Source organism: Pseudomonas sp. BF-R-30, from assembly GCF_019956175.1.
Classification (GTDB): Bacteria; Pseudomonadota; Gammaproteobacteria; order Pseudomonadales; family Pseudomonadaceae; genus Aquipseudomonas; species Aquipseudomonas jessenii.
Map to the genome: position 1 here is coordinate 193,063 of NZ_JAHBDE010000022.1, position 14,347 is coordinate 207,409.

Here is a 14,347-nt window from a genome sequence, read left to right on the forward strand (position 1 = left end):
CGGTCAGATTCCTTGTTCGCTGAGCCACAGGTTGAGGGCCGCCAGTTGCCACATCTTCGAGCCGCGCAACGGTGTCAATTGCCCCTGGGGATCAGTCAGCAGACGGTCGAGCATCGCGGGGTTGAACAGGCCGCGATCCTGGCTGGGATCGAGCAGCAGTTCGCGCACCCATTCCAGCGTATCGCCCTGCAAATGCTTGAGGCCCGGCACCGGGAAGTAACCTTTTTTGCGGTCGATCACTTCACTGGGAATCACTTGTCGCGCGGCTTCTTTCAAGACTTGCTTGCCGCCGTCCGGCAGTTTGAAACGTCCCGGAATCCGTGCCGACAGCTCCACCAGGCGGTAATCGAGAAACGGCGTGCGCGCTTCCAGGCCCCAGGCCATGGTCATGTTGTCGACCCGTTTGACCGGGTCGTCCACCAGCATCACCGTGCTGTCCAGACGCAAGGCCTTGTCCACCGCCGCATCGGCACCGGTCTGGGCGAAATGGGCTTTGACGAAGTCACCGGCGGCGTCATTCGCGGTCAGCCATTTCGGTTGCACGGTGGCGGCGTAGTCGTCGTAACTGCGGTCGAAAAAAGCTTCGCGGTACGCGGCATACGGATCACTCGCGCCGTCCACTTGCGGATACCAGTGGTAACCGGCGAACAGTTCATCGGCGCCCTGGCCGCTCTGGACGACTTTGCAGTGTTTGGCCACCTCCCGTGACAACAGGTAGAAGGCGATGCAGTCATGGCTGACCATCGGCTCGCTCATGGCGCGGAACGCGGCGGGCAGTTGTTCGATGATTTCCTTTTCGTCGATGCGCAGTTGATGGTGCTGCGTGCCGTAGTGTCGGGCGATCAGGTCCGAATACTGGAACTCGTCTCCACGCTCGCCGCCGGCATCCTGGAAGCCGATGGAGAAGGTCGACAGATTGTCCACGCCGACTTCCCGCAACAGCCCCACCAGCAGGCTTGAATCGACACCGCCGGACAGCAGCACGCCGACATCCACCGCCGCACGCTGACGAATCGCTACCGCTTCGCGGGTGCTGTCGAGCACACGGTCGCGCCAGTCCTCGAGGGTCAGATTCGTCTCATCGGCGTGAGGGCCGTAGGGTAGGGTCCACCAGGTTTTCTGCTCGGTGCGGCCATCGGCTTCAATGCGCATCCAGGTGGCTGGCGGCAGTTTTTCAATGCCCGCCAGCAAGGTGCGCGGTGCCGGGACCACAGCGTGGAAATTCAGATAGTGATTGAGCGCCACGGGATCGAGGATCGGGTTGATGTCGCCACCCTTGAGCAATGCCGGCAGCGCCGAGGCGAAGCGCAGGCGCTGGCCGGTGCGCGACAGGTACAGCGGTTTCACGCCGAGACGGTCGCGGGCGATGAACAGGCGTTGGGCATCGCGCTCCCAAACGGCAAAGGCAAACATGCCGTTGAGTTTTGGCAGCAAGGCTTCGCCCCAGGCGTGATAACCCTTGAGCAACACTTCGGTGTCGCCACCGGAATAGAAGGCGTAACCCAGGCTTTCAAGTTCCGCGCGCAGTTCCGGAAAGTTGTAGATCGCCCCGTTGAAGGCCAGGGACAAGCCCAGTTGCGGGTCGATCATCGGCTGCGCCGAGCCGTCCGACAGGTCCATGATCTTCAGGCGCCGATGGCCCAGGGCAACCGGCCCCTGGCTATGAAATCCCCAGGCGTCGGGGCCGCGGGGGGCCAGGTGATGGGTGATTCGTTCAATGGCTGCAAGGTCTGCAGGTTGATGATCAAAACGTAACTCGCCAGCTAATCCGCACATAAATTCCTTACCGGTTTTTCCGTTGGGGAGGGTCAATCGATACCACGCCCAAACGGCGGGTACTCAGAAAGTGACCCTCCTCGGTAAGGGGAGTTTTAGATCGATGAGTTATATGCGCGACTGACCACGGCCGAATCGCCCCGTGAGGGCGACTTCGGCTGCTGTATCGACTACTTGCCCCGGATCAGGCGTCGCAGGGCAAATCGGTTGGGATGACAGGCTTCGGCCACGCTTCTGGGCAACGGCAGGGGTTCGTTATCCAGCCAGGCTGCCAGCAGTTCAGCGGACAGCGGCGCGGTGATCAGGCCGCGCGAGCCGTGACCGCTGTTGACGTACAAACCGTCAAGCCATGGGCATTCGACGTCCGGCACCTGCCGGGCATCCTTGCCCAGCGCCGCATACGCCTGAGTGAACGCCTGGGTGTCGGCCAAGGGGCCGACGATTGGCAAGTAGTCGGGGCTGGTGCAGCGAAAAGCGGCGCGCCCCTGGAGACTTTCAGGCGCAAGTTTATCGGCCTGTAAACGCTCGACCAGATCGTGGGAAATCTCTTCGAGCATGGCCAGGTTGCCCAAGTGTTCTGCCGTGGTCGGTGTCAGGTCATCGCTCTTGAAATCGAAACTGGCCCCCAGGGTGTGTTCGCCCAAACGGGCTGGGGCGACATAGCCTTCGGCACACACCACGGTGCTCAGGGCCTGGCTTTGCGGGGTTTGCGCCAAGCGGGTGATTTGCCCGCGAATGCGCTTGAGCGGCAACTCGGCGCTCTCGGGGAAACGCTGGATTTCAGCGGCCCCGGCGAGCACCACCACGGGAGCATCGGCAAGCAACCGCTCGCCGTCCCAGGCTTGCCAACGGCCTTCAACCTTGCGCAGTTCCAGCGCATCGTGATGGGTGAGCAATTGAATCAGTGGCTGCGCAGCCTGCCACTGGCACAGCGCCGGTGGGTGGACCCAGCCGCCTTCGGGATAGAACAGGCCGCCGTGTGCCAGTCCGATACCGGCCACGGCCTGTGCTTCGGGTTGATCCAGCAGGTGCAGCAAGTCCGCTGGAAACGCCGCGGCCAATTGCGCCTGGCGTTCGGCTTCCTTGGCATTGAAGGCCAGTTGCAATACGCCGCAATCGTCCCAGTCGCGGCCCCGTTGCAAGTGTTCGAGCAGACGTCGGGTGTAGCCGAATCCACTGACGATCATTTGCGACAGCGCCGTGCCATGGGCGGATAGCTTCAGGTAGAGCACACCCTGCGGGTTGCCCGAGGCTTCCCGGGCGATGGCGTCGTGGCGCTCCAGCAATGTCACTTGCCAGCCCCGCGCGGCGAGGCTGGCGGCGCTGGCACAACCGGCCAGGCCGGCACCGATCACCAGTGCCTGGCGCTCGCTGGTCAGCGGGGCCGGGCGGGCGAACCAGGGTTTATCCAGGGCCGGGGCCGGCGTTTCCCGGGGCCAGCCGAGGAACTCGCCGCGCATGATCTCCCATTTGTGGCCGATGCCGGGGGTGCGTTTCATCTTGAAGCCGGCGGCGTTGAGCAGACGCCGCACCCAGCCGGTGCTGGTGAAGGTGCTGATGGATGCACCGGGAGCGGCCAGGCGAGCCAGCTCGGCAAACAGTTCGGCGGTCCACATGTCGGGGTTTTTCGCCGGGGCGAAACCGTCGAGGAACCAGGCGTCGATTCGGGCATCGAGTTGCGGCAGTTGCTCCAATGCATCGCCGATCAGCAGCGTCAGGGTGACGCGGCCGTGGTCCAGCGTCAGGCGCTGAAAACCCTGATGGATGGCCACGTATTGCCCAAGCAATTGATCGGCAAATACCTTGAGTTCCGGCCACAGCGCCAGGGCACGTTGCAGGTCGGCCGGGCTCAACGGGTATTTCTCTACGCTGACAAAATGCAGCCGCGCTCCGGCCGCTGCGTGTTGCTCGAACACCTGCCAGGCGCACAAAAAATTCAGCCCGGTGCCGAACCCCGTCTCACCGATGACCAGCCGCCCACCCTCGGGCAAGGCGGCAAAGCGTTCGGCCAGTCGATTCTGCTCGATGAATACATAGCGGGTTTCATCCAGCCCTGACTTGTCGGAGAAGTACACATCGTCGAACACTCGCGAATACGGGCGACCTTGGTCGTCCCAGTCGAGCTGGGCGTGGGGCAATACAGGTTTCATGGCAGGCTCTGCAACGGCAAGGGCGCCATTCTAGCTGATTGAAGGTGTGGTGCTTGATCCAGGGCAAGCTTGCAATTTCTGGATCAGCGAAACTTCCAGGTCGGGCGAAGGGCGAAGGGCGATGGGCTTTTGTGGCGAGGGGGCTTGCCCCCGTTGGGTTGCGAAGCAGCCCCAAACGAGGCGACTACTTTGTGTCAGGTAGCCCGAGTCTGCCGATTTGACGACTGCTTCGCAGCCGAACGGGGGCAAGCCCCCTCGCCACAGGAATCCGCAACCATCCGGAAAATCTCCACTGACCTTCAGGTCCATCCGCTAGTCTTGCTCACATCTGGAAGGGAGCCGCCCATGTTTGAATCCGCCGAAATCGATCACGCCATCGACAAAGAAACCTACGACGCCGAAATCCCGGCCCTGCGCGAAGCGTTGCTCGAAGCGCAATTCGAATTGCAGCAGCAACGCCGCTTCCCGGTGATCATTTTGATCAATGGCATCGAAGGTGCCGGCAAGGGTGAGACGATCAAGGTGCTCAACGAGTGGATGGACCCGCGCCTGATCGAGGTCCGCACGTTCGATCAGCAAACCGACGAAGAACTGGCGCGGCCACCGGCCTGGCGGTACTGGCGGATGCTCCCGGCCAAGGGGCGCATGGGGATTTTCTTCGGCAACTGGTACAGCCAGATGCTGCAGGGGCGGGTCCATGGCGAGTTCAAGGATCCGCGCCTGGACCAGGCGATCAATGCCGCCGAGCGCCTGGAAAAGATGCTCTGCGATGAAGGTGCGCTGATCTTCAAGTTCTGGTTTCACCTTTCAAAGAAGCAAATGAAGGCACGCCTCAAGGCACTGGCCGACGACCCGCTGCACAGCTGGCGCATCAGCCCGCTGGACTGGCAGCAGTCGCAAACCTACGACAGGTTCGTGAAGTATGGTGAACGGGCGCTGCGCCGCACCAGCCGCGTTTATGCACCCTGGCATGTGATCGCCGGGGCGGATGCCCATTATCGCAGCCTGGCCGTGGGGCGGATTCTGCTGGCGGGCCTGCAGGGCGCATTGAAGCGACCGAAGATCCATCCGGAAAAGGTCAGCGCCGCGCCAGTGTTCCCCAGTGTCGATCAAGTGAACCTGATCGACAGCCTGGACCTGACCCTGCAGTTGGACAAAGAAGATTACGAAGAACAACTGATCACCGAGCAGGCGCGGTTTTCCGGGTTGATGCGAGACAAACGCATGCGCCGCCACGCGCTGGTGGCGGTGTTCGAAGGCAACGACGCGGCCGGCAAGGGCGGGGCGATCCGCCGGGTAGCGGCAGCGCTTGATCCGCGCCAGTACAGCATCGTGCCGATTGCCGCGCCCACCGAGGAAGAACGGGCGCAACCGTATCTGTGGCGCTTCTGGCGGCACCTGCCGGCCCGGGGCAAGTTCACCGTGTTCGACCGCTCCTGGTATGGCCGGGTGTTGGTGGAGCGCATCGAAGGTTTTTGCAGCCCGGCAGACTGGCTGCGTGCCTATGGTGAAATCAACGATTTCGAAGAGCAGCTCACCGACGCCGGTGTGATCGTGGTCAAGTTCTGGCTGTCCATCGACAAACAGACGCAACTGGAGCGCTTCGAGGAGCGTGAAAAGATTCCCTTCAAGCGCTTCAAGATCACTGAAGATGACTGGCGCAACCGTGAAAAATGGGATGACTATCGCGCGGCCGTCGGCGACATGGTCGACCGTACCAGCACCGAGATTGCGCCATGGACCCTGGTGGAAGCCAACGACAAACGCTGGGCGCGGGTCAAAGTCTTGCGCACCATCAACCGGGCACTGGAGGAGGCTTTCGAAAAATCCGCCCGGCATGAACGCAAGCGTAAGGACAAGGATTGAGGCCATGGTTCCGCATACGCGGGGTGAATGATCGTCGCGGTCGGTGAAGAGCTGGACTTATGCTCGGTCCACTCTCAACCGATAACAACAATGAGGTATGTCATGCGTGAAGTGGTGATCGTCGACAGCGTGCGGACCGGCCTGGCCAAATCCTTTCGCGGTAAATTCAACATGACCCGCCCGGACGACATGGCGGCACACTGTGTCGATGCACTGTTGGCGCGCACCGGTATCGATCCGGCGAGCGTCGAGGACTGCATCGTTGGCGCCGGCTCCAACGAAGGCGCCCAGGGTTTCAATATCGGTCGCAATGTCGCGGTGCTCTCGCGCCTGGGCATCGGCACGGCCGGCATGACCCTCAACCGGTTCTGTTCCTCGGGCCTGCAGGCGATCGCCATTGCCGCCAATCAGATCGCTTCGGGTTGCAGCGATATCATCGTCGCCGGCGGCGTCGAGTCCATCAGCCTGACCATGAAGAGCGTCAACACCGACAACCTGATCAATCCGCTGCTCAAGGAACAGGTGCCGGGCATCTACTTCCCGATGGGCCAGACTGCTGAAATCGTCGCGCGTCGGTACAACGTCAGCCGCCAAGAGCAGGACCTGTATGCGTTGCAAAGCCAGCAGCGCACCGCAGAAGCTCAGGCCGCCGGGCTGTTCACTGATGAAATCGTGCCGATGTCGGTGAAGTATCGCGTCGAAGACAAGGCCACAGGTCAGGCACAGATCCTCGACGGCATCGTCGACCGCGATGACTGCAACCGCCCGGACACCACCCTGGAAAGCCTGGCCGGGTTGAAGCCGGTGTTCGCCGAAGATGGCTCGGTCACGGCGGGCAACTCTTCGCAGCTGTCTGACGGCGCGTCCATGACCCTGGTGATGAGCCTGGAGAAAGCGCTGGAACTGGGGCTCAAGCCGAAAGCGTTCTTCCGCGGCTTTACCGTGGCCGGTTGCGCGCCGGACGAGATGGGTATCGGCCCGGTGTTTTCGGTACCGAAACTGCTCAAGGCCAAAGGCTTGCGGATTGACGACATCGACCTGTGGGAACTCAACGAAGCGTTCGCCTCGCAGTGCCTGTACAGCCGCAACCGCCTGGAAATCGACAACGCCCGGTACAACGTCAACGGCGGCTCGATTTCCATCGGTCACCCGTTCGGCATGACCGGCTCGCGCCAGGTCGGGCATCTGGTTCGTGAATTGCAGCGACGCAATCTGCGGTACGGCATCGTCACCATGTGCGTGGGTGGCGGGATGGGGGCTACGGGGTTGTTTGAGGCGGTGAGGTAAACCCTGGTTTTTTGCGTTGTCTGCCAGATAGCTTTCGCGAGCAAGCCCGCTCCCACATTGAACGGTGTACGCGGTCAACTGTGGGAGCGGGCTTGCTCGCGAATGCAGGCGCCGCGGTCTTTCACTTTACGACCCGCACAGTTTCATTCGCGGCCAGACCGAAACTGTGCCTGTGTACGCCAAGGCTCCAGGCCTAGAATGACGACTCCTGTCAGTTGGCGTTGGGGTTCACATGCACATTTCATCGGGTCGCTGGGGTTACGGTCTGTTCCTGGCCTTGTTGACCGCGTTGTTGTGGGGAATCCTGCCGATCAAGCTCAAACAAGTGTTGTTGGTAATGGACCCGGTGACGGTGACCTGGTTTCGCCTGATGGTATCCGGCGGCTGCCTGTTCATTTACCTGGCGGCCACCAGGCGTCTGCCCAGCCGCAAGGTGCTCGGTCCTCGTGGTGGCTGGTTGGTGCTGATGGCGGTGCTCGGCCTGGTCGGTAACTATGTGTTGTATCTGATGGGCCTGAACCTGCTCAGCCCCGGTACGGCGCAACTGGTAGTGCAGATGGGGCCGATCATGCTGCTGATCGCCAGTCTGTTTGTGTTCAAGGAGCGTTTCAGCCTGGGGCAGGGGATTGGCCTGCTGGTGCTGCTGATTGGCTTTGCGCTGTTTTTCAACCAGCGCTTGAGTGAGTTGCTCACGTCTCTGACCGACTACACCGCCGGTGTGCTGCTTGTGTTGCTGGCGTCCACGGTCTGGACCTTCTATGCCCTGGGGCAGAAGCAATTGCTGACGGTGTGGAATTCGCTGCAGGTGATGATGGTGATCTACCTGTTCTGCGCAGCGCTGTTGACGCCGTGGGTGCATCCGCTCGAAGCGTTGCAATTAAGCCCCTTGCAGGGTTGGTTGCTGCTGGCGTGCTGCCTTAACACCCTGATTGCCTATGGCGCGTTTGCCGAGGCCCTGGCCCATTGGGAAGCCTCCCGGGTCAGCGCGACGCTGGCCATCACGCCGTTGGTGACCTTTGCCGCGGTTGCCATGGCTGCGTGGCTGTGGCCCGACTATGTGCATGCCGAGACGATCAATGGCCTGGGATATGGCGGTGCGGTGCTGGTGGTGCTGGGGTCGGCGCTGGTGGCGTTGGGGCCTTCGCTGATTGCCGGGCTGAAGGCGCGGAAGGTGCGGATGGCAGCCAGTTAGACCGCGTTATCGTTCTTCGCGGGCAAGCCACGCTCCCACAGGGTTTGCGTCGTCCACAATATCAATGAACGACTCAGAACCTGTGGGAGCGTGGCTTGCCCGCGATGACGGACGATCAGGCGCTACCGATTCAGCCCTTGGCCCCAGCCTCCAGCATGTTCTCCGGCCTCACCCACGCATCGAACTCTTCGTCTGTCAGATACCCGAGCTGCAACGCCGCCTCGCGCAAGGTCAGGCCTTCGCTGTAGGCTTTCTTGGCGATCTCCGCCGATTTGTCATAGCCGATGTGCGGGTTGAGTGCCGTCACCAGCATCAAGCCACGCTCCAGGTGCTCAGCCATTTTTTCCGCATCCGGCTCCAGCCCGGCCACGCAGTGCTGCTGGAAGTTGCTGCAGCCATCAGCCAGTAAGCGGATCGATTGCAGCAGGTTGTGGATGATCACCGGTTTGAACACGTTGAGCTGCAAGTGGCCCTGACTGGCGGCAAAGCCAATGGCGACATCGTTGCCCAATACCTGGCAGGCCAGCATCGACAGCGCTTCGCATTGGGTCGGGTTGACCTTGCCCGGCATGATCGAACTGCCCGGTTCATTGGCCGGCAGCCTGACTTCGGCGAAGCCGGCGCGCGGGCCGGAACCCAGCAGGCGCAGATCGTTGGCGATTTTCATCAGTGTTACGGCGAGGGTTTTCAGCGCGCCGGACAGCGTGGTCAGCGGCTCATGACCGGCCAGTGCGGCAAACTTGTTCGGCGCTGTGATAAACGGCAAACCGGAGAGGGCGGCCAATTCTGCGGCGATGGCCTCACCGAAGCCGTGGGGTGAATTGAGCCCGGTGCCGACGGCCGTTCCGCCTTGGGCCAGCTCGCAGACCGAGGGCAGTGCGCTGCGGATCGCCCGCTCGGCGTAATCGAGTTGCGCGATGAAGGCCGAGATTTCCTGGCCGAAGCTGATCGGTGTCGCATCCATCATGTGGGTGCGGCCGGTCTTGACCAGTTTCATGTGGCGTGCGGCCAGTTCGGCCAGCCCGCCAGACAGTTCGCTGATCGCCGGCAGCAAGTGCTGTTGCACCGCCTGGACGGCCGCGATATGCATGGCGGTGGGGAAGCAGTCGTTGGAGCTCTGGGAGCGATTGACGTGATCGTTGGGGTGCACCGGGGACTTGCCGCCACGGGGGTTGCCGGCCAGCTCGTTGGCGCGACCGGCGATCACTTCATTGACGTTCATGTTGCTCTGGGTACCGCTGCCGGTTTGCCAGACCACCAGCGGAAACTGGTCGTCGTGGTCGCCGGCGAGCACTTCGTCGGCCGCCTGCTCGATCAGGCGGGCGATATCGGCGGGCACATCGCCATTGCGATCATTGACCCGTGCCGCGGCTTTCTTGATCAGCGCCAGGGCATGCAACACGGCCAGCGGCATGCGTTCGTTGCCGATGGCGAAGTTGATCAGCGAGCGTTGCGTCTGAGCGCCCCAATAGGCTTCATCCGGGACTTCAACCTGGCCGAGGCTGTCGGTTTCGATACGGCTCATCTTGCTCACTCCTGTAGGTCCGATTGCGCAGTTTAGGCCGTGATCGACGGCCGTGGTTCCATCAGTCTGAAATTGACCATTCAACCCCTCTAAATCAGGTGCGACAAGGCTTGGGGTTGAGCGACACACTTTTTTAGGCGCAGAATGGACGCCCTTGGGGTCTTACCTCGCCAGCTAGAAAAGGAAACTCGATGACTCGTCTTCGTGCCATCTGTACCGCCGTTGCTTTGGTCTGCGCCAGCGGCCAGGTTCTTGCCGACACCGCCAGCCATAACGCCAGTGCCGAGGCTTTCCTGACCATGGCGCACGCTGACAAACTGGGCACCCCGGTGTACATGCAAGTACAGCAGATGTTTGCCCAGCGTTTCGAACAGACCAAAGCCCCTGAGTCGAAAAAGGCCGTGCTGGAAACCTACCAGGCCAAGGCCAACGCCGCTCTGGACCAGGCCATTGGCTGGAACAAGCTGAAACCGGACATGGTCAAGCTCTACACCACCAACTTCACCGAATCCGAGCTCAAGGACCTGGTTGCGTTCTACCAGTCGCCACTGGGCAAGAAAGTCCTGGAAAAAATGCCTCAGCTGACCCAGCAATCGGCCCAGATGACCCAGGCCAAGCTGGAAAGCGCGGTGCCTGTGGTCAACAAGCTGCTGGCTGATATGACCGCCGAGCTGACGCCGAAAGACGCAGCCGCCCCAGCCAAGAAAAAGCCTTAAGCGGAGTTCGGTATGACCATGCAACAACGCATCGAATCGACGCTGGCCCTGCTTCAGCCCGAACATCTGCAAGTGCTGGATGAGAGCCATATGCACAGCCGTGGGCTGCAAACCCATTTCAAGGCTGTTGTGGTCAGTGCGCAGTTCGAAGGCCTGAACCGGGTCAAGCGCCACCAGAAGGTCTACGGCACGCTCGGCGAGCTGATGGGAGAGTTCCATGCGTTGGCGCTGCATACCTACACGCCAGAGGAATGGGCACAGATTGACGCGGCTCCGGCCTCGCCGACCTGTGCCGGCGGCAGCAAGCACTAAACACCGGTTTTTTGTTAGAATGCCCAACGCGCCGCTAACCCGGCGCGTTTTTTTTCGCATCCGGTTCACCCCTTACGAGGGTAGCCACCTGGAGATTTACCCATGACACAAAAGATTGTCGTGGCGGCACTGTATAAGTTCGTCACCCTGGAAGATTACGTCGCCCTGCGCGAGCCCCTGCTGCAAGCGATGGTCGACAACGGCATCAAAGGCACCCTGCTGATTGCCGAAGAAGGCATCAACGGCACTGTGTCCGGCAGCCGCGAAGGCATTGACGGGCTGATGGCCTGGCTCAAGAACGACCCGCGCATGGATGACATCGACCACAAAGAGTCGTACTGCGACGAGCAGCCGTTCTACCGCACCAAGGTCAAACTCAAGAAAGAAATCGTCACCCTCGGCGTGGAAGGCGTGGACCCGAACAAAAAGGTCGGCACCTACGTCGATCCACAGGACTGGAACGCGCTGATCAGCGACCCGGAAGTGTTGTTGATCGACACCCGTAACGACTACGAAGTCTCGATCGGTACCTTCGAAGGCGCCATCGACCCGAAAACCACCAGTTTTCGCGAATTTCCCGATTACATCAAAGCCAACTTCGACCCGGCCGTGCACAAGAAGGTCGCCATGTTCTGCACCGGTGGCATCCGCTGCGAGAAGGCGTCGAGCTACATGCTCAGCGAGGGCTACGGTGAGGTTTTTCACCTCAAGGGCGGCATCCTGAAGTACCTCGAAGAGGTGCCGCAGGAAGAAACCAAGTGGCAGGGCGACTGCTTCGTGTTCGACAACCGCGTGACCGTTCGTCACGACCTGAGCGAAGGCGACTACGATCAATGTCATGCCTGCCGCACGCCGGTGAGCGTGGAAGACCGCGCGTCCGAGCATTACGTGGCCGGCATCAGTTGCCCGCATTGCTGGGATAAGCTGAGCGAGAAGACCCGTCGCAGTGCGATCGACCGGCAGAAGCAGATCGAACTGGCCAAGGCTCGTAACCAGCCTCACCCGATCGGCTTCAACTACAAGCAAGCATCTTCCGAGGCCTGAACCATGTCTGCGCGCCTGCTCTATGTGATGGACCCGATGTGTTCCTGGTGCTGGGGGTTTGCCCCCGTGGCCAAGTCACTGGTGGAGCAGGCGCAAGCCGCGGGTGTGGATGTGCACTTGATCGTGGGTGGTTTGCGCACCGGTAGCGGTGCGGCGCTGGAGCCGACCACCCGACGCTACATTCTTGAACACTGGCAGGCGGTCACCGAGGCCACCGGCCAGCCCTTCAAGTTTGAGGGCGCGTTACCCGATGGCTTTGTCTACGATACCGAGCCTGCCTGCCGGGCACTGGTGACGGCGCGCGGACTGGCGCCGGATTGTGCCTGGAAGCTGCTCGGGCTGATTCAGCATGCGTTTTATGTCGAAGGTCGGGACGTCACCCGCGCCAGCGTGCTGGTGGAACTGGCCGAGCAGGCCGGCGTGCCGCGCATCGAGTTCGCCGCCGCTTTCGACCGTGCCGACATGCACACTGCGACTGAAGCCGATTTCACCTGGGTCCAGGACCTGGGCATTGCCGGTTTCCCCACCCTGCTGGCCGAGCGTAACGGCCAACTGGCGTTGTTGACCAATGGCTATCAGCCGTTGAGCGAGTTGTCCCCGCTGCTCGGCCGCTGGCTGGAGCGTGCTGCCTGTGCATGACCTGCCTGATGATGTCGCACCCGCTAAACGTGTCGACCGTCTGAGCTGGGCGGAAATCCGCCGCCTGGCCCTGCATCACAAGAAATCCCTGTGGATCGCCAACGGCGTAGCCGTGCTGGCGACCTTGTGCAGCGTGCCGATTCCCTTGCTCCTGCCGTTGCTGGTGGACGAGGTGTTGCTGGGGCATGGTGATGCCGCGCTGAAGATCATGAACCACGTGCTGCCCGAAGGCTGGCAGAAGGCCGCTGGCTACATCGGCCTGATGCTGGTGGTGACCTTGACCCTGCGTTGCACGGCTCTGCTGTTCAACGTGGTGCAGGCGAAATTGTTCGCCGGGTTGGCCAAGGACATCGTCTACCGCATTCGCATACGCTTGATCGAGCGTCTCAAGGGTATCTCCCTGGGCGAATACGAAAGCCTGGGCAGCGGAACGGTGACTACGCACCTGGTCACCGACCTGGACACGCTGGACAAATTCGTCGGCGAAACCCTCAGTCGTTTCCTCGTGGCCATGCTGACCCTGGTCGGTACGGCGGGCATTCTGATGTGGATGCACTGGAAACTGGCGTTGCTGATTCTGCTGTTCAACCCGCTGGTGATCTATGCCACGGTGCAGTTGGGCAAGCGGGTCAAGCACCTGAAGAAACTCGAGAACGACAGCACTTCGCGCTTTACCCAGGCGCTGACCGAAACGCTGGATGCCATCCAGGAAGTTCGCGCCGGCAACCGCCAGGGGTTTTTCCTCGGTCGCTTGGGCCAGCGCGCCCGGGACGTGCGTGACTATGCGGTGAATTCGCAATGGAAAACCGATGCATCGAACCGGGCCAGCGGTTTGCTGTTCCAGTTCGGCATCGATATTTTCCGGGCCGCGGCGATGCTCACCGTGCTGTTTTCCGACCTTTCAATCGGCCAGATGCTCGCGGTGTTCAGCTACCTGTGGTTCATGATCGGCCCGGTCGAACAGTTGCTGAACCTGCAATATGCCTACTACGCTGCCGGCGGTGCGCTGTCGCGGATCAACGAGTTGCTGTCCCGAGCCGATGAGCCCCAATACCCGGGCGGCATCGACCCTTTCGTCGGTCGCGAGACGGTCGGGCTGGAAGTACAAGGGTTGAGCTTCGGTTACGGTGATGAACTGGTCCTGAACCAGATGAATCTGTCCATCGCCCCTGGCGAAAAGGTCGCGATCGTCGGCGCCAGTGGTGGCGGCAAGAGCACGCTGGTGCAACTGCTGCTGGGCTTGTACACGCCGTTGGCCGGAACCATTCGCTTCGGCGGTTCGACCCAGCAGGAGATCGGCCTGGAAACCGTGCGGGAAAATGTTGCCGTGGTCCTGCAACATCCGGCGCTGTTCAACGATACCATCCGGGCCAACCTGACCATGGGCCGCGAGCGCAGTGACGAGGCCTGCTGGCAGGCGCTGGAAATCGCCCAGTTGCACGGTACGGTCCGGGATTTGCCCAAGGGCCTGGACAGCATCGTCGGGCGCTCCGGGGTGCGGTTGTCCGGCGGGCAACGTCAACGCCTGGCCATCGCCCGGATGGTACTGGCCGAGCCCAAGGTGGTGATCCTCGACGAAGCCACCTCTGCGCTGGATGCCGCCACCGAATACAACCTGCACCAGGCCTTGGCGCGGTTTCTGAGCAACCGCACCACGTTGATCATTGCCCACCGCCTTTCGGCGGTAAAACAGGCCGACCGTGTGCTGGTGTTCGACGGCGGGCAAATTGCCGAGGATGGCGATCATCAGCAACTGATTGCCGACGGTGGCCTGTACGCCAAGCTGTATGGGCATTTGCAGCGGTTGTAGCGAAATGATATCAAGGTTGCAGGGCGTCAC

At 61.5% G+C, this 14,347-nt stretch carries 11 protein-coding genes; 8 read left to right on the forward strand and 3 right to left on the reverse strand.

The window, feature by feature from the left end; genetic code table 11:
- Positions 1-3 precede the first annotated feature (3 nt).
- Positions 4-1,776: an N-acetylglutaminylglutamine amidotransferase gene (locus tag KGB20_RS13610; protein WP_223532514.1), complete on the reverse strand. Its 1,773-nt coding sequence runs from the start codon at positions 1,774-1,776 to the stop codon at positions 4-6.
- 170 nt (positions 1,777-1,946) lie between these two features.
- Complete coding sequence (gene mnmC, locus KGB20_RS13615; protein ID WP_223532516.1) at positions 1,947-3,926, reverse strand: bifunctional tRNA (5-methylaminomethyl-2-thiouridine)(34)-methyltransferase MnmD/FAD-dependent 5-carboxymethylaminomethyl-2-thiouridine(34) oxidoreductase MnmC; 1,980 nt, start codon at positions 3,924-3,926, stop codon at positions 1,947-1,949.
- 345 nt (positions 3,927-4,271) lie between these two features.
- Between mnmC and pap the strand changes: the two genes are divergently transcribed.
- The 3 genes from pap to KGB20_RS13630 all read left to right on the forward strand — a co-directional run bounded on the left by pap (position 4,272) and on the right by KGB20_RS13630 (position 8,271).
- Positions 4,272-5,792, forward strand: coding sequence for a polyphosphate:AMP phosphotransferase (pap, locus tag KGB20_RS13620; RefSeq protein WP_223532518.1), 1,521 nt, complete (start codon positions 4,272-4,274; stop codon positions 5,790-5,792).
- 102 nt (positions 5,793-5,894) lie between these two features.
- Entirely contained in the window at positions 5,895-7,079 is a 1,185-nt protein-coding gene (locus KGB20_RS13625; RefSeq protein ID WP_102671649.1) for a thiolase family protein, read from the forward strand.
- A gap of 232 nt (positions 7,080-7,311) precedes the next feature.
- Positions 7,312-8,271, forward strand: a complete 960-nt coding sequence (locus tag KGB20_RS13630; protein ID WP_057713756.1) for a DMT family transporter — start codon at positions 7,312-7,314, stop codon at positions 8,269-8,271.
- 130 nt (positions 8,272-8,401) lie between these two features.
- Here KGB20_RS13630 and KGB20_RS13635 read toward each other — a convergent pair whose 3' ends face one another.
- Entirely contained in the window at positions 8,402-9,796 is a 1,395-nt protein-coding gene (locus KGB20_RS13635) for a class II fumarate hydratase (protein ID WP_057713757.1), read from the reverse strand.
- Positions 9,797-9,987: 191 nt separating this feature from the next.
- On the opposite strand from KGB20_RS13635, the gene KGB20_RS13640 reads away from it, so the two are divergent.
- The 5 genes from KGB20_RS13640 to KGB20_RS13660 all read left to right on the forward strand — a co-directional run bounded on the left by KGB20_RS13640 (position 9,988) and on the right by KGB20_RS13660 (position 14,317).
- Complete coding sequence (locus tag KGB20_RS13640) at positions 9,988-10,512, forward strand: DUF2059 domain-containing protein (protein WP_007997268.1); 525 nt, start codon at positions 9,988-9,990, stop codon at positions 10,510-10,512.
- Between the two features lie 12 nt (positions 10,513-10,524).
- Positions 10,525-10,824, forward strand: coding sequence for a BolA family protein (locus KGB20_RS13645; RefSeq protein WP_218427580.1), 300 nt, complete (start codon positions 10,525-10,527; stop codon positions 10,822-10,824).
- 102 nt (positions 10,825-10,926) lie between these two features.
- Positions 10,927-11,868: a rhodanese-related sulfurtransferase gene (locus tag KGB20_RS13650; protein ID WP_223532520.1), complete on the forward strand. Its 942-nt coding sequence runs from the start codon at positions 10,927-10,929 to the stop codon at positions 11,866-11,868.
- 3 nt (positions 11,869-11,871) lie between these two features.
- Positions 11,872-12,507 carry a DsbA family protein gene (locus tag KGB20_RS13655; protein WP_057713760.1) on the forward strand — a complete coding sequence of 212 codons (636 nt, stop codon included), beginning with the start codon at positions 11,872-11,874 and terminating at the stop codon, positions 12,505-12,507.
- Positions 12,500-14,317 carry an ABC transporter ATP-binding protein gene (locus KGB20_RS13660; protein ID WP_223502424.1) on the forward strand — a complete coding sequence of 606 codons (1,818 nt, stop codon included), beginning with the start codon at positions 12,500-12,502 and terminating at the stop codon, positions 14,315-14,317. The genes KGB20_RS13655 and KGB20_RS13660 overlap by 8 nt, the downstream gene beginning before the upstream one ends.
- Positions 14,318-14,347 lie beyond the last annotated feature (30 nt).

Coding starts and splice junctions, on each gene's coding strand:
- KGB20_RS13655 (WP_057713760.1), top strand. CDS start 11,872: ATGTCTGCGCGCCTGCTCTATGTGATGGACCCGATGTGTTCCTGGTGC.
- KGB20_RS13630 (WP_057713756.1), top strand. CDS start 7,312: ATGCACATTTCATCGGGTCGCTGGGGTTACGGTCTGTTCCTGGCCTTG.
- KGB20_RS13650 (WP_223532520.1), top strand. CDS start 10,927: ATGACACAAAAGATTGTCGTGGCGGCACTGTATAAGTTCGTCACCCTG.
- KGB20_RS13635 (WP_057713757.1), bottom strand. CDS start 9,796: ATGAGCCGTATCGAAACCGACAGCCTCGGCCAGGTTGAAGTCCCGGAT.
- KGB20_RS13610 (WP_223532514.1), bottom strand. CDS start 1,776: ATGTGCGGATTAGCTGGCGAGTTACGTTTTGATCATCAACCTGCAGAC.
- pap (WP_223532518.1), top strand. CDS start 4,272: ATGTTTGAATCCGCCGAAATCGATCACGCCATCGACAAAGAAACCTAC.
- KGB20_RS13645 (WP_218427580.1), top strand. CDS start 10,525: ATGACCATGCAACAACGCATCGAATCGACGCTGGCCCTGCTTCAGCCC.
- KGB20_RS13640 (WP_007997268.1), top strand. CDS start 9,988: ATGACTCGTCTTCGTGCCATCTGTACCGCCGTTGCTTTGGTCTGCGCC.
- KGB20_RS13625 (WP_102671649.1), top strand. CDS start 5,895: ATGCGTGAAGTGGTGATCGTCGACAGCGTGCGGACCGGCCTGGCCAAA.
- mnmC (WP_223532516.1), bottom strand. CDS start 3,926: ATGAAACCTGTATTGCCCCACGCCCAGCTCGACTGGGACGACCAAGGT.